General features: G+C 63.4%; 21 protein-coding genes, 1 pseudogene and 1 riboswitch. Of the genes and pseudogenes, 12 read left to right on the plus strand and 10 right to left on the minus strand.

Annotated elements, in window-relative coordinates; all coding sequences use genetic code 11:
* Position 1 precedes the first annotated feature (1 nt).
* Together NKH35_RS04745 and parE are read right to left on the minus strand one after the other, a co-directional pair.
* Entirely contained in the window at positions 2–2,071 is a 2,070-nt protein-coding gene (locus tag NKH35_RS04745) for an FUSC family protein (protein ID WP_352913545.1), read from the minus strand.
* 102 nt (positions 2,072–2,173) lie between these two features.
* A complete protein-coding gene (parE, locus tag NKH35_RS04750) occupies positions 2,174–4,228 on the minus strand; it encodes a DNA topoisomerase IV subunit B (RefSeq protein ID WP_023691142.1) in 2,055 nt (684 codons plus the stop codon).
* Positions 4,229–4,484: 256 nt separating this feature from the next.
* On the opposite strand from parE, the gene cpaB reads away from it, so the two are divergent.
* From cpaB to NKH35_RS04805, 11 genes are all read left to right on the plus strand, one after another.
* Positions 4,485–5,390 carry a Flp pilus assembly protein CpaB gene (gene cpaB / locus NKH35_RS04755; RefSeq protein WP_023688289.1) on the plus strand — a complete coding sequence of 302 codons (906 nt, stop codon included), beginning with the start codon at positions 4,485–4,487 and terminating at the stop codon, positions 5,388–5,390.
* Between the two features lie 78 nt (positions 5,391–5,468).
* On the plus strand, positions 5,469–6,869 hold the full coding sequence (locus NKH35_RS04760) for a type II and III secretion system protein family protein (RefSeq protein WP_352913548.1): 1,401 nt from the start codon (positions 5,469–5,471) through the stop codon (positions 6,867–6,869).
* 4 nt (positions 6,870–6,873) lie between these two features.
* Complete coding sequence (locus NKH35_RS04765; protein WP_023667602.1) at positions 6,874–7,140, plus strand: hypothetical protein; 267 nt, start codon at positions 6,874–6,876, stop codon at positions 7,138–7,140.
* A 44-nt stretch (positions 7,141–7,184) separates the two neighbouring features.
* Positions 7,185–8,399, plus strand: a complete 1,215-nt coding sequence (locus tag NKH35_RS04770; RefSeq protein ID WP_023667601.1) for a CpaE/TadZ family protein — start codon at positions 7,185–7,187, stop codon at positions 8,397–8,399.
* A complete protein-coding gene (locus NKH35_RS04775; protein WP_023667600.1) occupies positions 8,396–9,817 on the plus strand; it encodes a TadA family conjugal transfer-associated ATPase in 1,422 nt (473 codons plus the stop codon). Before NKH35_RS04770 ends, NKH35_RS04775 begins: the two co-directional genes overlap by 4 nt.
* Before the next feature lie 4 nt (positions 9,818–9,821).
* Positions 9,822–10,787: a type II secretion system F family protein gene (locus NKH35_RS04780; RefSeq protein WP_352913550.1), complete on the plus strand. Its 966-nt coding sequence runs from the start codon at positions 9,822–9,824 to the stop codon at positions 10,785–10,787.
* 1 nt (position 10,788) lies between these two features.
* Positions 10,789–11,754: a type II secretion system F family protein gene (locus NKH35_RS04785; RefSeq protein ID WP_023688293.1), complete on the plus strand. Its 966-nt coding sequence runs from the start codon at positions 10,789–10,791 to the stop codon at positions 11,752–11,754.
* Positions 11,755–11,900: 146 nt separating this feature from the next.
* Positions 11,901–12,194: a hypothetical protein gene (locus tag NKH35_RS04790; protein ID WP_245262619.1), complete on the plus strand. Its 294-nt coding sequence runs from the start codon at positions 11,901–11,903 to the stop codon at positions 12,192–12,194.
* A 25-nt stretch (positions 12,195–12,219) separates the two neighbouring features.
* A complete protein-coding gene (locus tag NKH35_RS04795) occupies positions 12,220–12,738 on the plus strand; it encodes a PA3715 family protein (RefSeq protein WP_502906974.1) in 519 nt (172 codons plus the stop codon).
* A gap of 132 nt (positions 12,739–12,870) precedes the next feature.
* Complete coding sequence (locus tag NKH35_RS04800; protein WP_023688294.1) at positions 12,871–13,341, plus strand: hypothetical protein; 471 nt, start codon at positions 12,871–12,873, stop codon at positions 13,339–13,341.
* A 161-nt stretch (positions 13,342–13,502) separates the two neighbouring features.
* A complete protein-coding gene (locus NKH35_RS04805) occupies positions 13,503–14,666 on the plus strand; it encodes a GGDEF domain-containing protein (protein ID WP_023688295.1) in 1,164 nt (387 codons plus the stop codon).
* A gap of 12 nt (positions 14,667–14,678) precedes the next feature.
* On the opposite strand, the gene gcvP is transcribed toward NKH35_RS04805, so the two are convergent.
* From gcvP to gcvT, 3 genes are read right to left on the minus strand one after another with little or no spacing between them, the layout of a single operon-like run.
* Positions 14,679–17,489: an aminomethyl-transferring glycine dehydrogenase gene (gene gcvP / locus NKH35_RS04810; protein WP_352913555.1), complete on the minus strand. Its 2,811-nt coding sequence runs from the start codon at positions 17,487–17,489 to the stop codon at positions 14,679–14,681.
* A gap of 17 nt (positions 17,490–17,506) precedes the next feature.
* Positions 17,507–17,875, minus strand: a complete 369-nt coding sequence (gcvH, locus tag NKH35_RS04815; protein ID WP_023681591.1) for a glycine cleavage system protein GcvH — start codon at positions 17,873–17,875, stop codon at positions 17,507–17,509.
* Between the two features lie 5 nt (positions 17,876–17,880).
* The gene (gcvT, locus tag NKH35_RS04820; RefSeq protein WP_352913558.1) at positions 17,881–18,981 is read right to left on the minus strand and encodes a glycine cleavage system aminomethyltransferase GcvT; all 1,101 of its coding nucleotides are present in this window, start codon (positions 18,979–18,981) and stop codon (positions 17,881–17,883) included.
* A gap of 149 nt (positions 18,982–19,130) precedes the next feature.
* A riboswitch (glycine riboswitch) is annotated at positions 19,131–19,217 on the minus strand.
* Between the two features lie 199 nt (positions 19,218–19,416).
* Here gcvT and NKH35_RS04825 point away from each other — a divergent pair.
* Positions 19,417–20,406, plus strand: a pseudogene (locus tag NKH35_RS04825) (hypothetical protein); the annotation flags it as partial.
* A gap of 145 nt (positions 20,407–20,551) precedes the next feature.
* On the opposite strand, the gene NKH35_RS04830 reads toward NKH35_RS04825, so the two are convergent.
* The 5 genes from NKH35_RS04830 to gfa all read right to left on the minus strand — a co-directional run bounded on the left by NKH35_RS04830 (position 20,552) and on the right by gfa (position 24,170).
* Positions 20,552–21,343, minus strand: coding sequence for a molybdopterin-binding protein (locus NKH35_RS04830; protein ID WP_352913560.1), 792 nt, complete (start codon positions 21,341–21,343; stop codon positions 20,552–20,554).
* A 1-nt stretch (position 21,344) separates the two neighbouring features.
* On the minus strand, positions 21,345–22,220 hold the full coding sequence (locus tag NKH35_RS04835; RefSeq protein WP_352913563.1) for a cytochrome b/b6 domain-containing protein: 876 nt from the start codon (positions 22,218–22,220) through the stop codon (positions 21,345–21,347).
* Between the two features lie 154 nt (positions 22,221–22,374).
* Positions 22,375–23,052 carry a DUF1345 domain-containing protein gene (locus tag NKH35_RS04840; RefSeq protein WP_352913566.1) on the minus strand — a complete coding sequence of 226 codons (678 nt, stop codon included), beginning with the start codon at positions 23,050–23,052 and terminating at the stop codon, positions 22,375–22,377.
* A gap of 16 nt (positions 23,053–23,068) precedes the next feature.
* The gene (locus NKH35_RS04845) at positions 23,069–23,536 is read right to left on the minus strand and encodes a YaiI/YqxD family protein (protein ID WP_352913568.1); all 468 of its coding nucleotides are present in this window, start codon (positions 23,534–23,536) and stop codon (positions 23,069–23,071) included.
* Between the two features lie 64 nt (positions 23,537–23,600).
* Positions 23,601–24,170 (minus strand): S-(hydroxymethyl)glutathione synthase, encoded by a 570-nt coding sequence (gene gfa / locus NKH35_RS04850; RefSeq protein ID WP_023729860.1) that lies wholly within the window; start codon positions 24,168–24,170, stop codon positions 23,601–23,603.
* Positions 24,171–24,235 lie beyond the last annotated feature (65 nt).

A 24,235-nucleotide genomic window follows, 5' to 3' on the forward strand; every position in this document is an offset into this window, starting at 1 on the left:
CCTAGCCGCGATCCCTCGCAAAAAAATCCGGAAAGTCTTCGATCGCGGCGGCGATGATGCGCAGCGAGGCTGCGATTTGCAGCATATCCGCACTGCTGCTGCGCTCTGAGAGGCCTGCTGCATATTGCCGGGCCACAGTGATGGTTGCTGTCTGTGGATCGCCGGTTGCGCGAAAGAGCAGTTCACGCGCGAGGCCGCGCAGGAAATTGGCGATCGAGACCGCGGTGTCGGTAGGAGTGGACGGGCTCTGCTGCGCGGCGCGCAGGCGCAGGATTTCGAGGCCGACGGTAACGGCGGCGACCCCGCCGCCCAGGATCGCATCGCCTTTCCTGCCGGCATTCTGCAAGAGCGGCATCAGCTGGTTGATGCGGTCATAGGCCAGACTCTCGAAGGCCGAACGCCGCGGTACCCGCTCGTGCAGACACAGCCGCGCCAGATCCTCGCGCATGGCCCGCACGATGCGGTTGGCCGCGCGCCATGGATCCACCGGCAGCACCACGATGAAGACGCCGATCGCCAGCAGGATGCCGACCAGCACCGACGCCGAGCCGGCGAAAAACGGGCCTGGGGCATAGGTCATCGCCTGATGCGGGCTGAGGAAGGCGAGGAAATTGATGGCAAAGGCCGTCGCCACGCCGACGGTGCGCGGATTGGCCATGCCCAGCGCCGTCGGTACCAGGATCGGCACGACAAACAGCGTGAACCAGCCGAAGCCGGGCAAAGCAGGCAGCGCGACCTGGCCGACAAGGAAGGCAAAGGGCAAAGCCAGCAGCGTTCCCTTGAAGAAGCCCCAGGACACCCGCACCGGGTCAGGCCGCGAGGCGAAAAGACTGGAGACGACGGCAACGAGGATGACAGTGCCGGCCGCGTCGGACCATTTCGTCGTCAGCCAGAAGGCGGCGACCGCCAACGTGGCAAGGCCGGCGCGTATGGCATTGCGCGAAGCCCCGGGATAATCGCGGTGCACCACCAGCGCAGGCGGCTGCCTGTTGCTCCGGCTGGGGCCCGTCACCGGTGCGCGCAGGGCGTCGAGGCCGCGCAGCACCTGCTTGAAGGCTTCGGCGAAATCGGCGGCGATGGTGAGGCGGGTTATGGTGCCGACCCTGTCGTCGCCCTGATCGGTCGAGGCGTCGGGCATTTGCCGGGCCTTGCCGGCAATCGCGTCGAGCCGCGTCACCCAGGGCGACGTGTCGTCCAGCGCCTCGGGCGTCGCTGCCAGCTCGCTGACCAACGACTGCAGTTCGGAGCGTACCGGAATGAGCGCTGCGTTTTTCGGCGCGGCATGCGAATGCAGCGCGCGCGCCGCCGACAGCGCCGAGAGAAGCTGACCGATGGTTAGGCGGACCGGATGGGCGCGGGTGGCGAAGCTCGGTGCTTCGAGCCGGGCATAGGCGCGCATCTCGGCCAGCATCTGGGCGTCGGTGATCAGCTTGCGGTGCAGGCCGGCCAGCGTCGCCGGGTCGCCACCGGAAAAAGCGCCGCCTGCATAGGTTGCAAGGTCGAGGATGCTGCGCTTCAGCCTGGAGATGATGGCGTCAGCGGCCAGCTTGGGCAGGATCAGCCGGCTGGTCAGGCCGGCGCAGACGATGCCGAGCACGATCTCGGCGCAGCGCGCGACAGCGAGATCGACGACCACGTGCGGCTGGCCGAAAGCCGGCAGCCCAATGATCATCGCGGTATAGCCGGCAAGTGCGGCGCCATAGGCTTCCGGATTGCGCAGCAGCGACGAAACCAGCGTGCACAGCCCAATCCAGACGGACAGCGCCGTGACCAGCAGCCAGGGATTGGTGCCGAAAACCGAGGTGATGCCGATCGCCGCAAGTCCACCGGCCAGCGTGCCGAGCAGCCGGTAAAAACCTTTCGCCAGCACCATGCCGGCGACCGGCTGGGCGACGATGAAGACCGTCATCATCGCCCATTGCGGGTGGTCGAGTTTCAACGCGTAAGCAGCGAGAAGCGCGATCAGACCGGCCGAAACCATGCGCAGGGCGAAAATCCAATCCGAGCGCGTGGGCTGCGTCAGGCCCGCCAAACTGGTTTCGAAGTAGCTCTTCAGCCGCGCCCGGATCACAAGCTGGTCTCCGTATCGGAAGTGCAGGCTAGAGCAATTCCAGGAAAAGTTTGAAACGGTTTTCCGCCCGGAACTGCGTCAAAACGAAGAGTCGGCCGGCGCTCAGATATCCAGCACTTCCGTCGCGGCGAATTCGGCGCGTTCCTGGATGAAGCGGAAGCGGGCTTCCGGCTTGGTGCCCATCAGCGCGTCGACAGCATCCTTGGTCGCCGCCACGGCGTCGATCACATCGACCCGGAGCAGCGTGCGCTTCCTCGGGTCCATGGTGGTTTCCTTGAGCTGCGCGGCCATCATTTCGCCCAAGCCCTTGAAACGGCCGATCTCGACCTTGGCGCGGCCGGTGAATTCGGTGCGCAACAGCTCGTCCTTGTGCGCATCGTCCCTGGCATAGGCAACCTTGCCGCCTTGCCGGATCGAATAGAGCGGCGGCACCGCCAGATAGAGATGGCCGCCATTCACCAGGTTCGGCATTTCCTGGTAGAAGAAGGTGATCAGCAGCGAGGCTATGTGAGCGCCGTCGACGTCGGCGTCGGTCATGATGATCACGCGGTCGTAGCGCAAATCCTCGTCGCGGTATTTCGAGCGCGTGCCGCAACCGAGCGCCTGAATCAGGTCCGAAATCTGCTGGTTGGCGGCGAGCTTGTCGTTGCCGGCGCTGGCGACGTTGAGGATTTTTCCGCGCAGCGGCAGCACCGCCTGGCTGGCGCGGTCGCGCGCCTGCTTGGCCGAGCCGCCGGCCGAGTCGCCTTCGACGATGAACAGTTCGGCGCCCGCGGCGGCATTCTGCGTGCAGTCGGCGAGCTTGCCGGGAAGGCGCAGCTTGCGCACCGCGCTCTTGCGCGACACTTCCTTTTCCTGGCGCCGGCGCACCCGCTCGTCGGCGCGCGCAATCACCCATTCCAGCAGCTTGGAGGCTTCCTGCGGATTGTCGGCCAGCCAGTGGTCGAAGGGATCGCGGATGGCGGTCTCGACAATGCGAATGGCTTCGATCGTTGCCAGCCTGTCCTTGGTCTGGCCGACGAATTCCGGCTCGCGAATAAACACCGACAGCATGCCTGCCGCCGAGATCATCACGTCTTCGGAGGTGACGATCGAGGCGCGCTTGTTGCCGACCAGGTCGGCATAGGCCCGAAGCCCGCGCGTCAGCACATTGCGAAAGCCGGCCTCATGCGTGCCGCCTTCGCCGGTCGGGATTGTGTTGCAGTAGGAGTTGACGAAGCCGTCACCGCCGAACCAGGTCACCGCCCATTCCAGCGAACCGTGGCCGCCCTGCTTCTCGCTCTTGCCGGCGAAGATTTCGCGGGTCACCTGGAAATCATCGCCGAGCGATGCCTTGAGATAGTCCTTCAAGCCGCCGGGGAAATGGAACTCCGCCTTGGCCGGCGTCTGGTCCTTTTCCTTGATCAGCGATGGGTCGCAGCTCCAGCGGATCTCGACGCCGCCGAACAGATAGGCTTTCGAGCGGGTCATGCGATAGAGCCGCGCCGGCTCGAAGGCGGCGCCCTTGCCGAAAATCTGCTCGTCGGGATGGAAGCGGATTTTGGTGCCGCGCCGGTTGTGCACTTCGCCGAGCTGCTCCAGCCCGCTCACCGGAACGCCGCGCGAGAACCTTTGGCGGTAAAGCTGGCGACCGCGCGCGACCTCGACTTCGAGATGGTCCGACAGCGCATTGACGACCGAGACGCCGACACCGTGCAGACCGCCGGAGGTCTCATAGACCTTGCTATCGAACTTGCCGCCCGAATGCAGCGTCGTCATGATGACTTCGAGCGCCGGTTTCTTGAATTTCGGATGCGGATCGACCGGAATGCCGCGGCCATTGTCGGTGACGGTCAGAAACCCGTCGGCCGACAGCTCGACATCGATGAAGGTGGCATGGCCGGCGACCGCCTCGTCCATCGAATTATCGATGACCTCGGCAAACAGATGGTGCATCGCCTTGTCGTCGGTGCCGCCAATATACATGCCGGGACGGCGCCGCACCGGCTCCAGCCCCTCCAGCACCTCGATGTCGGCGGCGCTATAGCCCTCGCTGCCGTCCTTGGTCGCGGCAGGACGCTTCGTGGCCTGCACCAGCGGGTCGGCCGGGCGCGAAGGTGTCCGAGCCGGTTGGGGCTGCTTTTCCAGATTGCCGAAAAGATCGTTGTTGTCGTCCATGCCTACCATAGAATCCGTGCCGCGAATCACCCGTCGATACTGCCACGCTTTTCGGCGCCAAGCGACGGAAGTTCCTGTTACGTTCGGGGATTAAACCCTTCTTATCCTAAAACCTTTCGATAACCAAGCCGGCGGAAATAGGTCCGTGCGGAGCGGCCGCGATTCCTGAATCTTTAACAAAGCGGCCTAGCGTCGCTCCAACAAAACAAAAGACCACGAATGTCAGGGGTTGGTTGTGAGGGGCAAGGCCATAACGATGATTGGCATCGCTGCCGTCTTCGGCGCGATTTCAATCTTTGCCGCGGATTTCTGGGTGAAAAGCCAGGCCAAGGCCGATGCCGAAGAGAAAACGGCGTCGATCCCGGCGCCCGCCGTCCCCAAGGTCGTCTTCAAGACCATAGTGGTGGCCAACGCGCCGCTGCGTTACGGCATGGAGCTTGACCGGGCGCAGCTCAGCGAAATCCCATGGTCCGAGGATTCGGTGCCGCAGGGCGCGTTCACCACAGTCAATGCATTGCTCGCCGAAGGCAGCCGCGTGGTATTGTCGCCGATCGAGGTCAACGAGCCGGTGCTGATCAGCAAATTGTCGGGGCCGAACGGCCGCGCGACGCTATCAAACATGATGACGCCCGGCATGCGGGCGGTGACAATCCGCACCGACGAGATCGCCGGTGTCGGCGGCTTCGTCATGCCGGGCGACCGGGTCGACGTGGTGCTGACACGCGATGCGGGCGAAATCCAGGAAGTGGCCAAGAACGCGCAGGGCGCTGCCGGATCGACCGTTACCTCCGAGATTGTCGTCTCCGACGCCAAGGTGCTGACCGTGGGGCAGGGCGCCGACGAGCGCCAGACCACACCGCAGATCGCCAATTCCGTCACCATCGAGGTGACGACCGAAGGCGCGCAGAAAGTGGCGCTTGCCCGCACCGTCGGCACCTTGTCGCTGTCGCTCCGCTCGGCCGCAGACGGAGGGGCCGCCAAGGACGGCGTCACCACCATCTCGTCCTTCGGCGGATCGGTCGCCTCCGGCGTCCAGGCCGCTGCCGGCGCGCTGTTCACTGCCGCGACCAAGGAGCCTGAGAAGCCGAAATTCAAGACGATCATCGTGACGCGCGGCACGCAGGTCGAAGAATACCAGGTTCCTGCGCGGGACCAGCAATAACTGCCGGTGGGGACCGGGCGAGGGACGGGACAGATGTCGGGACTTCATGCATTTCAGATGGCGAAAGGACTGCGCCCAATGCGGGCGCTCGCGGTGGCGGCTTGCCTCGCCGCGGCCGCAATGCTCGGCCTCAGCGCGCCAGCCAAGGCCGACAACGATATCGTCCATGTCTCGTCGACAACCAATGCGTCGATCAAGGTGGCCAAGGGCAAGCCGAAGACGGTCATGACCAATGCCGCCTTCTACCAGATCGTCATCGGCGATCCGGAGATCGCCAACGTCAATCCGCTGACCGACAAATCCTTCTATGTGCTGGGCAACAATCTCGGCACCACCGGCATCGCGCTGTTCGACGAGAACAAGCAGCTGGTCGGCACCGTCGACATCGAGGTGACGCTGGACACCGACCAGCTGGCCAGCACCATTCGCGCCAGCGTGCCGGACGCCAAGATCAAGGTCGGCTCGGCCAATGGCCGCGTCGTGCTGTCGGGCGAGGCCGATGACGCCGTCGCCGCCGAGAAGGCAAGCAAGATCGCCAGCCGTTTCTCCGGCAATGAGGAAGTGATCAATTCGGTCAACATCTCGTCCTCGCAGCAGGTTCAGCTCAACGTCCGCTTCGTCGAGATCAATCGCCAGGCCGGACAGGATCTCGGCGCCAAATACAGCGCCAATTTTGCTTACGGCATTGGCGGGCGGGACGTCACCATCGAGCCGGGCTCGGTGCCGGGAGCCGGCAATGGCGAGATCATCGGCCGGCTGCTGTCCAATGGCCTGTCGATCGACGTCGCCATCAAGGCCCTGGAGGAACGTGGTCTCGCCCGGCGGCTGGCCGAGCCGAACCTGATCGCCCGTTCGGGCCAGACGGCAAGCTTTCTCGCCGGCGGCGAGTTCCCGATCCCGGTCTCCGAGGACAATGGCAAGATTTCCGTCAGCTACAAGAAATACGGCGTCAGCCTCGACTTCACGCCGACGGTTCTCAAGGACGGGCTGGTGAGCCTCGACATCGCGCCGGAAGTGTCCTCGATCGATGCTTCGGCCTCCTATAATATCGGCAATATCTCGGTGCCGGGCTTTATCGTGCGCCGCGCCAGGACATCGGTCGACCTGAAGAACGGCCAGAGCTTCATGATCGCCGGCCTGCTGCAGTCACAGAACGACATCACCACGTCGCGTCTTCCCGGCCTCGGCAAGCTGCCGGTGCTCGGCTCGCTGTTCTCCTCCAAATCCTATCAGCGGCGCGAGACCGATCTGGTGATCATCGTCACCCCCTATCTGGTCAAGCCGGTCGATCCGTCGAAGAAGCTGCTCGAGCCGACCGACGGCACGCAGCCGGCCAGCAATGTCGACTATTTCCTCAACAACACCGAGGAAGTGAAATCGTCCGAAGCCAATCGTGCAGTGGCAATGGCCAGCGGCAGTACGGCACAGCCGGCCGCGGTCACCACCGTCGGGCATTTCCTCGACCTGCCGAAGGATTGAAGCCATGCGCGTGGAATCATGCATCGCCCTGCTGATCGCCGGCCTCGCCGGCGGCTGCACCAGCGACGACTATGTCCGCTCCGAGGGACCGACGATTGCCGCCGGCAACGCACAGGCCGCCAATACGGCCATGCAGATGGTCGATCCCTGGAAATACGGCGTCCAGAACACCAGGCTGCTGGTGCCGGCGCAGCGCAGTGAGGCGGCAGTCAACGCCGCCGACCAGGCTGCTGCTGCCAAGGCCGTGCAACCGACAGCGACAACCGATTGATTTGCCCGGTGATTTGACCGGGAATGACCTGACAGGCTGACAAAATGGCAAGCGGCATCAAGACCAAGAAGATCCTGCTGGTGTCCAGCGACCGGACCTTTGCGCAGGATACGCGCACCGCGTTCGCGGCCTCGGAGGTGATCCAGCTTTCGACCGTCGAGAAGAACATTACCGAACTGCGCGGCGAGGTCCAGGAAGCCGATTTCGGCGCGCTCATCGTCGACATGGATGCGGCAAAGCTGGAAGAGATCGAGTCGCTGCAGCGCATCATGCGCCGGCTTGAAGGCCGCGTTCCGGTGGTCGTCGTCACCCAGGAATTCAACGCAGCCGCAGTGCGTATCCTGGTGCAGCTCCAGGTCGCCGATTTCCTGGTCAAGCCGATCACCACCGCCGATCTGGTGCGGTCGGTCGTGCGCGCGCTGCAAGGGCCGGGGCGCGAGGAAAACACCGAGTCGCAGATCTATACCTTCATGCCGGCCGCCGGCGGCGTCGGCACCACGACGCTGGCGCTGCAGACCGCCTTCCAGCTGCATCATTCGGTGACGCGCGGCGCGTCGACCTGCGTGGTCGACCTCAATTTCCAGCAAGGCGCCTGCGCCGAATATCTCGACCTCGAGCCGCGCTTCGACATCACCGAAATCGAGAACCAGCCCGAGCGCCTCGACCGTCAGCTGCTGGATGTGATGCTGTCCAAGCATGCGAGCGGGCTCTGCGTGCTGGCGGCGCCAACGCATCCGTCGGAAATGCGCTCGTTCAAGACCGATGTCGTGGTGCGCATGCTCGATCTCGTCTCGGCCTATTTCGATAACGTCGTCATCGACATGCCGCGCACCTGGTTTCCGTGGACGGAGACGGTGCTGCTCGGCTCCAACAAGCTCTACATCGTCGCCGAAATGACGGTGCCATGCCTGCGCCACACGCAGCGGCTGATCCAGGCGGTCTACGAGACGGCCGGCAAGGAAGTGAAGCCGAACGTCATCGTCAATCGTTTCGAGCAGAAGATGTTCGACAACGGCATCAAGCAGGCGGATGTCCAGGAAATCCTGGGCGAGCATTTCGTCGGCGGCATCTCCAACAATTACCGGCTTGTGCGTGAAGCGGTCGACCGCGGCGTGCCGCTGCATGAGATCGACCCGAACGCCAATGTCGTCAACGATCTGAAGAGGATCATCCTGCCGGAAGAAGCCGTGGTGACGCCGGAGAAATCGCGCTCGCTGTTCGGCATCGGCAGGGGCCTCCTGAAGAGGAAAGCCGGATGACCAGCCGCTTCTCGACCCTGCAGAACCGTGACGTCCGCGCGCTGAAGCCGGCCGAGGCGGCGCCGGTCGCGCATCACGCCGTGGTCATCCCGACGAACCGCAAGGCCTTGCCGCCGAAGCCGGAGACAACACCGGGAAAAAGCGCCAACAAGGTGCTCGATGCCCGCGTGCGCATCCACCGGCTGCTGCTCGAGGAAATCAACCTGGTCGCGCTGGAGCGCCTGCCCAAGGATGAGATGCGCCGGCAGGTGCAGGAGTTCGTGTCGGAAAAGACCCGCCAGGAGCGTATGGCGATCAACACCGTCGAACTTGAAGCGCTGGTCGATGACATCGTCGATGAGATGGTCGGCCTCGGCCCGCTGGAACCGCTGCTCAAGGACCCCGACATCAACGACATCCTGATCAACGGCCACCAGAACTGCTTCGTCGAAAAACGGGGCAAGCTGCAGCAGGTCCATATCCCGTTCAAGGACGAGGCGCACCTGTTGCGCATCGTCAACAAGATCGTAGCCGCCGTCGGCCGCCGGGTCGACGAATCGCAGCCGATGGTCGATGCCCGCATGCTCGACGGCTCGCGCTTCAACGCCGCCATTCGCCCGGTCGCCGTCGACGGGCCGCTGGTGTCGATCCGCAAGTTTTCAAAGAACAAGCTCGGCCTGCACAAGCTGGTCGAGTTCGGCGCCATCACCCAGAACATGGCCGAGGTGCTGGCGGCTGCAGTCCACGCCCGCAAAACGACCATCATCTCGGGCGGTACCGGCACCGGCAAGACGACGATGCTCAACGCATTGTCAGCCTTTATTCCGGAAGACGAACGGTTGATCACCATCGAGGACGCGGCCGAACTGCAGCTGCAGCAGCCGCATGTCGCGCGCATGGAAACGCGCCCCGCCAACATCGAAGGTCATGGCGAGCTGAAGCAGCGCGACCTGGTCAAGAACGCGCTGCGCATGCGCCCTGACCGCGTCATCCTCGGCGAGTGCCGCGGCGAGGAGGCCTTCGACATGCTGCAGGCGATGAACACCGGCCATGAAGGCTCGATGGCGACCATCCACGCCAACACGCCGCGCGACGCCATTTCGCGCCTCGAGCAGATGCTGGGCATGACCGGCATGCCGATGACGGTGCAGTCGATCCGCAGCCAGATCGCCAGCGCGCTCGACCTTATTGTCCAGCTGACGCGACTGTCGGACGGCAAGCGCAAGGTGACCAGCGTCGCCGAGGTGACCGGCATGGAAGGCGACGTCATCCAGATGCAGGAGATATTCCGCTTCGTGCGCACCGGCATGGAAGCCGACGGCAAGATCCTCGGTCACTACGAGGCGACCGGCATTCGCCCGCGTTTCCTCGAGGACCTGCGCAATATGGGCATTGAATTCCCCGGCAAATATTTCGAACCCGGCCGGCCGCAGGAGTAGCCGGGTGTTCGAGAATTTCAGCCCGATCTATGTCGTCTATGCCGCGGCAGCGCTGACCGGCATCATGATCGCCGAAGGCTGCTATCTGCTCTATGCCGGCCGCAGCGACAAGCGCCTGGCTATCAACCGGCGCATGAAGCTGCAGGAAAACAAGATCAGCCAGGAACAGGTGCTGATCCAGCTGCGCAAGGAACGCGGCCTCGATTCCGGCACGTCATTCTTCTCGCCCGACCGTTTTCGCGCGCTGCGCACGCAGTCTGGCATGGTGATGCCCTTGCCGAAATTCCTGACGATGACGACGGGCGTGGCGCTGGCGATGATGCTCGTCGCGCTCTGGTACGGCCTGCCGCTGTTGCTCGCCATTTTGCTGTTTGTGGTGCTGACAGCGCTGCTGCCGGTAATTGTGCTGCGTTCCAAGCGTGCCCGGCGGGTGAAGCGTTTCGGCATGCAGTTGCCGGAGGCGCTGGAATTGATCACGCGCGGCTTGAAGGCCGGGCATCCGGTTCCGGTGGCGATCTCCATGGTGTCGCGCGAGATGCCCGATCCGATCGGCACCGAATTCGGCGTTATCTCCGACGAGGTGACTTATGGTTCCGACCTGGTTTCGGCGTTGAATTCACTGTTTGATCGCGTCGGCCAGGAGGATCTGCCGCTGTTCGTCACCGCGGTTTCCATCCAGACGAGTTCGGGCGGCAATCTGCGCGAGATCCTCGACGGGCTGTCGACGACGATCCGCGAACGCGGCAAGCTGCGCCGCAAGGTGCGCGCCATTTCGACCGAGGGTCGTATGTCGGCCTATATCCTGACGGCGGTGCCGGCGCTGCTGTTCGCCGCCATCATGGTGATGATGCCGCAATTTTATCAAAGCGTCTGGGATGTGCCGAAGACCTGGTATCTGCTGGGCGGTTCGGTGACATGGCTGATGCTGGGCAACATCATCATGTTCAAGATGTCGAACTTCCGGTTCTGAGATGGAGCAGGTGATCCAGTTTCTTGCCTCGCTGGCGCCGACGTCGCTGATGCCGGTAGCCGCGATGCTGCTGGCATTGGGCGGCAGCGCGGTGGCATGGCCGCTGGTGGTGGCCAAAGGCGACCGCAACGATCTCAAGCGCCGGCTCAAGATCGACGACAGCAAGACTCCCCAACAGGCCGAGGTGGCGCCGAAGAAGAACCAGAGCGTCGTGCGCGAGAAGGCGGTGAAGCGGGCGCAGGAATTCTACGCCAAGAGCGATCCGGAAAATGTCGCCCGGCTGCGTATGAAGCTGATCCAGGCGGGCTATATGGAGCCGCGCGCGGTCGGCACATTCTTCCTGATCCGCTTCGCCTGCCTGGTGGGCGCAGCGATCGGCGCGTTCCTGGTCAACCATTGGATGGGCAGCGTCGATTCCACCGCGACCAGCCGCTGGACCTTCATCATCCTGTCGGGAGCCGCCGGCTATTTCGTGCCCGGCCTGGTGCTCAGCCAGAAGGTGCGGGAAAAGATGCGCGAATACCGCAACGGCTTTCCCGACTTCATGGATTTGATGATCGTCTGCTCCGATGCCGGCATGAGCATGGAGGCCGGCATCGAGCGCGTCTCGAAGGAACTGGCCAAGACCTATCCGTCGCTGAGCCAGAACCTGCAGCTGGTGTCGCTGGAACTCAGGGCCGGCCGCAGCCTCGACGATGCATTGAAGGCGCTCGCCGACCGCCTCAGCCTGGACGAGGTGCGCTCCTTCGCCACGCTCTTGCAGCAGTCGAAGGAACTCGGCACCAGCCTCGCCGGGGCGCTGCGCGTGTTCTCCGACGAAATGCGCCACAAGCGCATGTCGCTGGCCGAGGAGAAGGCACATGCCTTGCCGGCCAAGATGTCGGTGCCGGTGGTGGTGTGCATCCTGCCGGTGGTGCTGATGATCGCCGTCATCCCGATCATCGTCAAAATGACGGCGGTTCAGTAGATACCAAGGCAGTAGATACCAAGTGGCCGCCCGGCGGCTTTCTGCGGTTACTCACTTCAACTACGCTTCGCCTGGATGTCATATCCGGCCGGTTTGGCCGCTCTCCTTCGGCAAAATCCGCAAAAAGCAAAATGAGTGAGCCGTCCATGCGAATAGTCTTGTGCACCGCCTTCCTCGGCCTCGCCGCGGCCAGTCTGTCGCCGGCCTCGGCCGCGGCCGACGATTGCGGCGACGCTGCCGCTCTGGTGCAGCAGGCATATCCCAAGGCCCAAAAGAGTGCCGATGGCGCCTCCTTCACGCTCGAACCTCATACCAGCATCGCCCAGACGCTTTGGGATGGCGATGCGCCATTCGGCGTGGTCTGCACGATCTGGCCCGCCCATGACGATCTGTTGTTGGTCGCCGTGCCGCTGATCGACAGCTCCCAATTCCAGCGATGACGGGCATGTCGGCGATGTCGAGCTTCTGGTCGTCGACAGGAAGTCCCGGCAGGTGCGCCAGCGCCTGCGCCAGCCCGGGCTGATGACCGATGATGCCGTCGGCATCCGCGAGATCGACTTCGATACCGGGCGCTACAGATTGGCGCCCGATGTCGGCGCCTTCGGCCTGCGCATCGACATGGCAAACCATTCGCAGCCGAATCCTTTCAGTGAAACCGACCTGCGGCTCTATGCCCTTGACGGCGGTGCTCTGCGCCTGGTGCTCGACGGCATCATCGTGGCCGGCTTTGGCGGCGAAGGCGACACCAATTGCGCAGGATCCTTTCAATCCAGCCGGGTCAGCCTGGCGATGAGCCCGGCGAGACATCACGGCTATCACGACATCACAGTGTTCGAGCGGTTGGACACCGACAATCCGTCTGTCGACAAGAATGGCGAGTGCCAGTCCCATCCCGGCAGGTTCATGAAACGAACCTACCGGCTGCGCTACGACGGCAGGCGCTATCAGTTTCCGGCGGGGCTCAAGGCGCTGGAGCCGGAATAGGCTTCGGTTGGTTAATGGCTTCTGTGCCCGAAACCAAATTTTAGGCGCGTTTCCGCACTGAAGTTTAATCGCCCTATTGTAGTCTGCTTCCGGAAGAACGACCCGGTAAATCGGGCGATTGGGGCCAGGGGCATGCGTCACAGAAGTTTCACGGCAATGGCCGCGCTAGCGGCGGTCTTGATGGTCGGCGGCTGCACGACCGACAACGTCGACAAAACCAAGACCACATCGATCCAACCGGTGGCAAAAGACGTCAGCACCTCCGACCTTGCGCAAGGCAAGGCGCAGTTCCGCGAGGCCAATTACGGCCTTGCCGAACAGCATTTCCGCAAGGCCGTGGAACTGAAGGCCGACAGTGCCGAGGGATGGATGGGGCTTGCCGCCTCCTATGACGAACTCGGCCGCTTCGACTTCGCCGACCGCGCCTACGACCAGCTTTTGAAGGTTGCCGGGCGCAAGCCGCAGATTGTCAACAATATGGGCTATTCGCAGCTGCTGCGCGGCAACAAGAAGAAGGCGAGAGCGCTGCTCATGGAAGCAAGGGCCGGCATGGCCGACCCGAGCGTGGTCAACGCCAATCTGGCGCTGCTCAACAAGGGCTGAGACTAGGTACACTCGCGTGCCGAGCTTCGCGGGACGGCAGTCGACGCTTTGTAAACCCTGTCGGCAGGTTGCTTTGAAAACCGGCCGAAAACGGTATCTCCGGCCGGTTGCATGCCTATGATGCGCCACAAATCGAAGATGCCAAAGGTTGCCGCTCATCCATGCTGGATTTCAGTTCGCTATTGCTGGCGGCTGCGCTGTCGGGCACATGCCTGAGCGTCACCATGTTTGTGATCTGGTTCACGGCGCCGCGTGCACGCTTCGTGCTGACGGTTGCGTGCGGCATTCTCGTCCTTGTCGCCCACGTCATCGTCTTCTGGCGCTACACGAGGGAGCCCAGTCCGTTGCTTTGTCAGGCAGCGTTGGCGCTGCTCAGCCTCGGTTTCCTGGCGCTTTCACTTTCGGCCATGCAATATCTTGGTGTGCGCAATTACAGCCGCGCTGTCCTGCCGGCCATGCTCGCGATCGCTGTCTGCGCCGGCGTGACCTATCTCGGTTTCGATGGTGTCGGCTTCATCCTCACCTATGCGACGGTAACAGTGCTGCTCGCCTCGATCGGGGTGATGTTCTGGATCAAGGGCAGTCAGGATCGCGGCATTCTGCTGGTCGTTTCGGCGCTAAGCGGCGTCTGCGGCGTATCCTTCGGGCTCTGCGGCGCCGTGCTTCTGGTCAAGGGCCAGTGGGTGCTCGGCGTCGCACCCGACAATTGGGCCGAGCGGTTGAATTCGGTCGTGGCAGTCGCCTGCATGACGGCGCTCGGCGCGCTGACGCTCTCGCTGCATCATCTGCAGGCACAGATCGAACTGAAGGCCGAGACCTTGACCGACCCGTTGACCGGTCTCATGAACCGGCGGGCTTTGAACTCGCTTTATGGCGAGCGCGTCTTCGGCCCGTTCATGTCGGTCGCCATGTTCGACCTCGACCACTTCAAGCGGACCAACGACATCTATGGCCATCCCGTCGGCGACCGGGTGCTTTGCCGTTTCGCCGCAGTCATCAAGAAGTATGACAGGGTTGGCGTCGACGCCTTCCGGCTGGGCGGCGAGGAGTTCGCGTTGGTCATGTCTCGGATGACCGAAGACAAGGCCTACGATCTCGCCAGCAGGATCGGCGTCGCCTTCGGCACGGAAGTGGTGCCGACGCCGCGCGGGCCGTTGCGCAGCAGCGTCAGCGGCGGCATTGGCTTTGGCAAGGAAGACGGCAGCAGCCTGGATGAAGTGCTGGCCGAGGCCGACCGGGCGCTCTACGCGGCCAAGAACGACGGGCGAAATCGCGTGCTTGTCCTCAACGGCAAGGCCGATGGGCCGGCCTTGCGTTCAGCCTGACAGGCCAGAGTGTTATTCGGCGGCGCCGAGATATTCCGACAACGGCGGGCAGGAGCAGACGAGGTTGCGGTCGCCGGCGACATTGTCGATGCGCGAGACCGGCGGCCAGTATTTGGCCGCTGTATCGACATCGCCGGCGGGGTAGGCCGCTTCCAGCCGCGAATAGGGGTGAGTCCACTGGCCGGCAAGGGTTTCGGCCGCCGTGTGCGGGGCATTGACCAGCGGGTTGTCCTCGAGCGGCCATTCGCCCTTCGCCACTTTCGCTGCCTCGCCGGCGATGGCAATCATCGCCTCGCAGAACCGGTCGAGTTCGCGCTTGGGCTCGGACTCTGTGGGCTCGACCATCAGCGTGCCGGCGACAGGGAACGACATGGTCGGCGCGTGAAAGCCGTAGTCGATCAGCCGCTTGGCGATATCATCGACGCTGATGCCGGCGCTCTCCTTGAGGACGCGCGTGTCGAGGATGCATTCATGCGCGATGCGATCGTGCCTGCCCTTGTAGAGAAGCGGGAAGTGCGGCGCGAGCCGCGTCGCCACATAGTTGGCCGAGATGATCGCCGTCTCCGTCGCCTGCTTCAGGCCGGCGGCGCCCATCATGCGGATGTACATCCAGGTGATGGGCAGGATGGAAGCGCTGCCGAACGGTGCGGCCGACACGGCATGCGCCGAGCCTTCGGTGACATGACCAGGCAGATAGGGTTTCAGATGCGCCCTGACGCCAATTGGACCGACGCCCGGACCGCCGCCGCCATGCGGGATGCAGAAGGTCTTGTGCAGGTTCATGTGGCAGACATCGGCGCCGATATCGGCGGGCCGCGCCAAAGCAACCAGGGCGTTAAGGTTGGCGCCGTCGAAATAGACCTGGCCGCCATGCTCGTGAATGAGAGCGCACAGGTGGCGCGCGCCTTCTTCGTAGACGCCGTGCGTCGAGGGATAGGTGAACATCAGGGCTGCGAGATTCTTCGAATGCTCGTTGGCCTTGGCCCGCATATCGTCCATGTCGATATTGCCGTCCTCCAGGCAACGCACGACGACGACGCTCATGCCGGCCATCGCCGCACTCGCGGGATTGGTGCCATGCGCGGACTGGGGGATCAGGCAGATGGTGCGATGGCCTTCGCCACGCGAACGGTGATAGGCGCGGATGGCGAGCAGGCCGGCATATTCGCCCTGGCTGCCGGCATTGGGCTGCAGGCTGACGGCGTCGAAGCCGGTGATCTCCGCCAGCCAGCCTTCCAGCTCGCCGACCATGGCGCGATAGCCGGCCGAATGGCTGGCCGGCGCGAAGGGATGGAGGTTGGCGACAACAGGCCAGCTGACCGGCATCATTTCGGCCGCCGCGTTGAGCTTCATGGTGCAGGAGCCCAACGGGATCATGGTGCGGTCGAGCGCCAAATCCTTGTCGGCTAGCCTGCGCAGCAGGCGCATCATGTCGGTCTCGGAGTGGTTTTCGCGGAAAACCGGCTGGGTCAGAAACTCCTTGCCGCGCGGCTTGCCGGGCATCGCGCCGGCCTCAGTAGCGCCGGACTTGGCGCCGAACAGGGCGGCGATAGCCTCGACGTCCGCCTCGGTCGAGGTTTCGTCGAAGGCGATGCTGATGCGGTCGGCATCGATGACGCGCAGCAGCCGGCCACCTTTTTCAGCGGCAGCGGCGATCGAAGCTGCCTTGCCCTTCACTTCGGCCGTCACCGTGTCGAAACGGCTTGAGCCGAGCACGGAAACACCAGCGGTTTTCAGGCCTGCTGCGAGGCCGTTGGCGAGCTCATGAATTCGGGCTGCGATCGCCTGCAAACCAGTAGGCCCGTGCCAGATCGCGTATGCGGTCGCCATGTTGGCAAGCAGCGCCTGCGCGGTGCAGATGTTGGAGGTCGCCTTGTCGCGGCGGATATGCTGTTCGCGCGTCTGCAGGGCGAGGCGATAGCCGGGACGGCCCTTGCTGTCGATCGACTGGCCGACGAGGCGGCCGGGCATCAGCCGGGTCAGCTTGTCGGAGACGGCGCAATAGGCGGCGTGCGGGCCGCCAAAGCCCATCGGCACGCCAAAGCGCTGCATCGGGCCGACGGCGATGTCGGCGCCAAGCCTGGCCGGCGCTTCGGTCAGCGTGAGCGCAAGCGGATCGGCGATGAAGACGACCACGGCGCCGGTGGCGCGAGCCTTCTCGATCGCCGCCTTGTGGTCGCCATAGACGCCAAACGTGTCCGGCCAGGAGACCAGCAGGGCGGCGGTGTTGTCGTCGATGGTCTCGCCATCGATCTCGATGCCGAGCGGCTCGGCGCGGGTGCGCACGACGTCCAGCGTCTGCGGATGCGGCGTGCCGGCCAGCGCCACCTTGGTGCGCTTGTCGCGGTGATGGCGCAGCGCGATGCCGACCGCTTCGGCCACCGCCGTCGCTTCGTCGAGCAGGGAGGCCGAAGCCACCGGCAGGCCGGTCAATTCGGTGACCAAGGTCTGGAAGTTGAACAGCATTTCCAGGCGGCCCTGGCTGATCTCGGCCTGGTAGGGCGTATAGGCGGTGTACCAGGCCGGGTTCTCGAACAGGTTGCGCTGGATGACCGGCGGCACATGGACGCCGTGATAGCCGGCGCCGATGAAGCTCTTCAGCACCCTGTTTTTTGCCATGGTCGCAGCCAATTCGGCCAGCGCTTCGGCTTCGCTCGCCGGCGCGGGAAGGGCTAGCGGCAGATCGAGGCGGATCGACTGCGGCACGGCCTGGCTGATCAGCGTCTCGACGGAGGGAACGCCGATCACGGCAAGCATGGCTCTGACGTCGTTTACATCAGGACCGATGTGGCGGGCCGAGAAGGGGGTAAGTGCTGCGCTCATGGCAATAGGTCCTGATGTCAACCGATATGGGCTTTGTAGGCGGCCTCATTCATGAGGCCTGCGAGTTGGCCTTCGTCGGCGAGCTTCATCTTCCACAGCCAGCCGTCGCCGGTCGCAGCGGAGTTGACCAGCGACGGGTCCGAGGACAGCGCGCCGTTGGCGTCGGTGATCTCGCCATCAACCGGCGCATAAACATCGGATGCCGCCTTGACGGATTCGACGACCACGGCGGTGTCGCCCTTACTGAGTTTGGTGCCGATTTGAGGCAGTTCGACGAAGACGAGATCGCCAAGCTGTTCCTGCGCATAGTCGGTTATCCCGACGGTGGCGATGCCTCCCTCGACGCTCAGCCATTCGTGATCTTGTGTGAAATAGGTTTTTGCCATCGGAATTATCCTTTGCGGTAGCGATGAGGAGTGAAGGGCAAGGAACTGATATCGACCGAGATTTTCGTCCCGCGAACATCGGCGAAGAGTTTCGTGCCCGGCTTGGCCAAGGCCGTTGACACATAGCCCATGGCGACGGGATGGCCGGCCGAGGGGCCGAAGCCGCCTGATGTCACGTGGCCGGCCGGATTGCCGTCGGCATCGAACAAAGCAGCGCCGGCGCGCACCGGCTGGCGGCCGTCCGGCTTCAGGCCGACGCGCTTTTGCGACGACCCGCGCTCCAGGATGGACCGCAGCGCATCGGCGCCGATGAAGGATCCGCCGGCGCGGAGATCTTTGCGGATCGCCCACATCAGGCCGGCACTCGCCGGATCGATCTCCGGCGTGATGTCCTGGCCGTGCAGGCACAGGCCGGCCTCCAACCGCAGCGAGTCGCGGGCAGCAAGGCCGATCCACAACACACGCTCGTCCTCGATCAGTTTCGTGGCCAGAGCGCGCGCATCCGCCTCCGGCAGGCCGATCTCGAAGCCGTCCTCGCCGGTGTAGCCGGAGCGGCTCATGAACCAGTTTTGCTTCGGCTCGATGCCATGCATGAACAAGAGCGAGCCGGTCTCGATGCCGGCGCGGGACAAGGCAGCCCAGGCTTCGGGCCCCTGGATCGCCAGGAAGACGCGATCGAGCGCATCGACCTTCACGTCGAAATCGGTCGCCAGCGCACGCAAATGCTTCTCGTCCTCGACCGCATTCCCGGCGTTGGCGACCACCATGAAGCGCTCGGCGCCGAGCCGGGTGACGATCAGATCGTCGATGATCCCGGCGGCCTCGTTGAGGAAGAAGGTATATTTGGACTGTGAAATCTCAAGCGCGCCGGCATCGAGCGGACTGGCGCGGTTGAGCAGTGCCGCAGCGCCCGGTCCGCTGATCTCGAACAGCTTCATATGCGAAATGTCGAACAGGCCGGCATGTTCGCGGGTGTGAAGGTGCTCCTTCATCACGCCGGCCGGATAGGTCAGCGGCATCGACCAGCCCGCAAAGGCGCCAAAGCGTGCGCCGGCGGCGGTGTGCAGATCTTCGAGAGGAAGGTGTTTGGTGTCGTCGCCCGTCATGTCATCTCCAGAGTCGCACGCAATCGGCCGCTGCTGGCGACCAGTCCGTGCCCCTCTGTCTGAAGCCTGAGAGACTCGCGCAACCGGAACTCTGTCGGCGACGCTTACACCTTCGGCGCGGGGGCAAGCCCCGACTTTCCAGAGTGTCTTTCCCGTCTACGGTTCTTTTGCCTGAGAGATTTCGGGCGATTTCCCCTTCGGCGGCAGCTCGCGCTGCTCTCTCCCGCAAACAGGTAGGACTCAAAACTTAAGCCCTCGACGCGCCATCCATAGCTTGTCGGCGACACCTTGTCACCTGCCAGCGACACGTAAAGCGCGTCGTCTTTACAGTCTTCGCTAACCACGCCGTTTGCCGGTTTTTCAAGACAATGGCGATATTCTGGGCTGACGGTTTGGCCGGCAATTGCGTTGGGCACGGCGGATGGGGATTGACAGATGGGCGAACGGATCGGGAGCGCGCCGGTGGCGGGGCTGGCCTCGAAGGACCGCATCACGGCGGAAGATGTCGTCATGCTGCGTCGCGAAGTGATCGCCGACGGCGTGGTGACGCGCGGCGAGGCTGAAGCACTGTTCGCGCTCGATGCGACAGCGACGGACAAATGCCCGCAATGGCCTGAATTCTTCGTCGAGGCCGTTACCGACTACATCGTCCACCAGGAAAAGCCGGCAGGCTATATCTCTGAAGACAATGCCGGTTGGCTGATCCAGACCATCTCGCGCAACGAAATGGTCGACAGTGTGACCGAACTGGAGCTGCTGGTGCATGTGCTGGAAAGGGCGAAATCATCGCCCGGCCGGCTCTCCGCCTATGCGCTCGAGCAGGTCGCCAACGCGGTGGTCGACGGCAAGGGACCACTGATGCTCGGCGGCGCGCTGGTTCCCGGGCTGGTCGCCAAGGCAGAGGTCGATCTGTTGCGCCGCATTCTCCATGCCTATGGCGGCGACGGTAACATTGCCATCACACGGGTTGAGGCCGAGGTGCTGTTCCAGATCAACGAGCAGACCGCAGCGGCCCACAACGACCCGTCCTGGAACGACCTGTTCGTCAAGGCGCTCGCCAATTTCGTCATGTGTTCGGCCGGCTACGAAGCGCCGACGCGCGATGTGGCGCTGCGTCGTGACAGTTTCTTGGACCAGGCCGAGCCCGAAATTGGTGGCTTCTTCAGCCGCATGGTGTCGGGCGGACTGGCCGGCATCATTGAAGCCTATCGTTCGCCCGGCGATATCGAGGCCGAATGGGAGTCGAAGAACCGTGCCGCCGAGGCACTCGCGCGCCGCGCCGAGACGATCGACGCCAGCGAGGCGAAATGGCTGGCCGATCGCATCGGCACCGACCGCCCGCTGCGTGACAATGAACGCGCGCTGCTGACGCTGATCAAACTCGCCTCGCCGGAGATACATCCGGCGCTCAAGCCGCTGCTCGACAATTTTCTGCGACCGTTTTGCAGAGGACGATATTGGAGTGTCTTCAGGCCAATCGCCAAGTTCGGCCACTCGCTCGAAACCGGCTTCCTCAGGCAAGCTCGGTTCGGTCGGAGTCAGATCGCGCTCGGTCAGAATGCGAGGCCTATCAAATCCCGCCATACCAGTCATAGCCATTGTCTTCCCAATAGCCGCCGCGGCCGCCGCCGGTATTGCCAAAACTGTCGACGAGCTCGATCTTGTAGAGATACTTCGGCATCTTGTAGCCGAGCTGTCGTTCGACGCGCACGCGCAGCGGCGCGCCGTTTTCGACCGGCAGCGGCTTGCCGTTGAGGCCGTAGGCGAGGATCGTCTGCGGGTGGCGGGCATCGATCAGGTCGATGGTGCCATAATATTTGATTTCCCCGGAGAGGCTACGATCGATCGTGTCGAGGCAGTGGAACATGACATAGCGGGCCTGCGGCTTGACCACAGCCTGGTCGAGCACCAGCGACAGCGGGGTGCCGGTCCATTTGGCGATGCAGCTCCAGCCTTCGACACAGTCGTGGCGGGTGATCTGCGTGCGGCTCGGCATGTTCTCCAACTGCTCGCGGCTGAGCGACAGCGGCTTTTCGACCAGGCCCGTTACCTCCAGCCGCCAGTCGGCGAAATTGTTGGCGAGCAGGCCCTTGTAGGTGTCATCCTCGGGCGCGGTGACGCCGTTCGGCCGCTGCGGCTGGCGGATGTCGGCCTCGGTGAATTCCGGCGCCAGAACATCGCGGCCGGCAAGCCAGCGTTGCGCGCGGTAGGTCAGGCCATTGGCGTTTTCGAGGAAACTGCGCAGGCCATCGCCCATGCCGAGCTGGCTGTCGAAGGCATCGCAGCCCGACAACATGATGCCGGAAACGCCGAGGCCGGCGCCCGTCAGGAACTTTCGGCGGCTGATCTGGAATTTGGCCATCTCACGCACTCCTCTCGGTGTCGCCATGCCTTGGCGGATCGGTGCGGTACCAGCCGGTGATGATCGAGCGCAGTTCGTTGATCGGGCCGGCGGCGAGGATCATCATTATATGGACGATGAAAAAGCCGACCAGCAGCACCATCACCGTGAAATGGATGGTGCGCGCCGTCTGCCTTCCGCCGAGCACTTCGTTTAACCAGGGCAGCACCGAGTTCATGCTCGGTGACATGGCAAGGCCGGTGATGATCATGAGTGGCAACAGCACGAACAGCACGCCGCCATAGGCTATTTTCTGCAGCGTGTTGTATTCGCGTGTGTGGTGGAACCTGAGCTTGGCGTGCTCGATGATGTCCTGCGGCAGCCGCTTGAGATCGTCAAGGCGCGGCGCCAGATCGCGGCGCAGATGGCCGTTGACCAAGCTGGCGACCAGCCAGACGACCAGGGTGGTGGTCAGTATCCAGGCGAAGAAGAAATGCACGACGCGGGCGGTGCCGAGATCGTAGTAGGACGGGATCGTCGCCCAGGAGGGGAAGGCACGCGACGTCTGCTGACCGGCTGGGCCCGACCAGCCGAGCACGCCGGTGGTGTCGAAGCGATGGCCGAAGATTTCGGTATAGCCGCGCGGACCCGTCGTGGTGTTTTCGGCGCCGATGGCAAAGACGGTGTTGTTGTACTCGAAACCGGATTGCTTGCCGATGTAGAGCTGCGGCCGGGCATTGAAGATCTGCAGGCCGGACAAAAGCATGAAGAACAGCGAGATCGCCCACAGCCAGTGCGTCAGGCGGGTCCAGCGCGATTGCCGGTAGATCAGCGTCGCATCCTTCGTTGAGGCGGAATCGACGCCTGCGCCGGGCTGACTCACGGTAATGGTTTCCATCTTTTCCTCGCCTCCGGCTGCGCGATCCTGGGATGGCCGCGCTTGTCGTTCTCCTCCCAATACGTCGCCGTCGAAAGCGATGTTTCATCCGATCACGTTTTTATTACGGGCACGTTTTTTATTACAGGCACGGATTTATCGCGGGCACGGATGCTCAATTGCCGAGGCTGACGGCGAGATTGACGACGGCGGCGACGATGACGGTGTTGAAGAAGAAAGACAGGATCGAATGGACAAGCACGACACGGCGCATGTGTGAGGTCGTGATCGCCGTGTCGGCGGTCTGCGCGGTCATGCCGATCACCGTCGCGAAATAGAGGAAGTCCCAGCCGTCGGGCCGTTTGCTGCCGGGGAAATCGAGGCCGCCGACGGGCATTTTCTTCTTGGTCTCGGCATCGATCGCGTCGCCGTCCATCCAGTAGACATGCGCGTAGTGAAGTGCGGCCATGGCATGGATGGTGAACCAGCCGAGCGGGATCGCCAGCATGGCGATACCCAGCTCGATGGGGTCGCGGTTCTTGTGATTGATCAGCAGGAACAACAGGACAATGGCGATGCTGACGACGCCCAGCGTGATGGCAAAAATGCTCAGCACCGGCAGGTCGACCTCGCGCGCGTTCTTGCTGAGATAGCGGCCGGACAGCAGCGGCATCTTGGCGATGACGAGTGCGATGAAGACGACGAAGAAGGCGTCGGCGGCAATCGAAATCGAATAGGCAAGCGGCAAGCCCGCGATCAACGCGATAACCAATGCCGGCAGACCGACGCAGGCCGACACCAGGAATTGCTTGTGCCGGTGCAGTGGGTTCGTGATCGGGGTATCTGTCGCCATGGCCCGGGTGCCGTTTCTATTCCGGTGTGACGGATTTCAACGCGCGTCGCAGGATGCGGTCGAGTTCGCCGAGGAAGCGCGAGCGGTCCTGCGGCGCGAAGCTGGCATTGTAGCCCTTGCTCTCGCCGGTTTCGCGCAAATGCTGCTTCAAATCGCGCATTGCAACCGCCATGCCGATGGTCTCCGGCGTGAACGGCCGGCCGGTTGGCCCAAGCACATGCGCGCCGAGCGCCACGGTGCGAGCGGCAAGCGGGATGTCGGCGGTGATCACGATGTCGTTGGGTTTTGCATTGTCTACAATCCAGTCGTCGGCGGCGTCGGCGCTTTTAGAGACGACGACGTTGCGAATCATCGGATCGCGCGACGGACGCAGCCCGCCATTGGAGACGTAGGTGACGACCACGCCATGGCGCTCGGCGACCTTCTCGACCTCGGCTTTCACCGGGCAGGCGTCGGCGTCGACGTAGATGGCGGGTGCCGGCATTATCTCTCCAAAACGGACATGGGGCCGGCATGTTACCCGGCCCCATGCCAGAAATCTCGTACCGTCAGGCCGGCAGCGCGCCCGACTTCTTCGCCGTCCAGGTGGCGATGTAGTCCATCAGGCCGGGGTTGAGGCAGTCATAGGGTTCGAGGCCCATCGACTTCAACTGGCCGCGGATGCCGTCCATGCGCTTGGGGTCGACACCGGATTCGATGATCGACGAAACGAAAGCGGTGAAGCCCGGCGGTGACCAGCCGTCTTCCTGGAAGCGCTCGGGATGGATGAAGGACAGACCCTTGAACGGATGGTCGCGCTCGACCGGGCCGTGCATGTGGACACCGCAGCCGGTGCAGGCGTGACGCTGGATAAGTGCCGAGGGGTCGACCACTTTCAGCTTGTCGCCGTTTTCGGTGACTGTGACATCGCCGGTGCCGGCTACGGCCACGACCGAGAACACCGCGCCGTCAGGCTTCCAGCATTTGGTGCAGCCGCAGGCATGGTTGTGGGCGATCTGGCCCTTGACCTTCACCTTCACCGGCTTGCTGGTGCAGGCACAGACCAGCGTGCCGCCGGCAAAGCTTGCGCTTTCCTTCGGCAGGCCATTGTCGATTTTCGGATGCAGTTTCTCAGGCATTATCTTCCTCCCTTGTTGAACCCATGCAACTACAGTCGCTGGCCCTTCGGTCGGCGGCTTCTTCT

The organism is Mesorhizobium sp. M1143 (assembly GCF_040318435.1).
Taxonomy (GTDB): Bacteria; Pseudomonadota; Alphaproteobacteria; order Rhizobiales; family Rhizobiaceae; genus Mesorhizobium.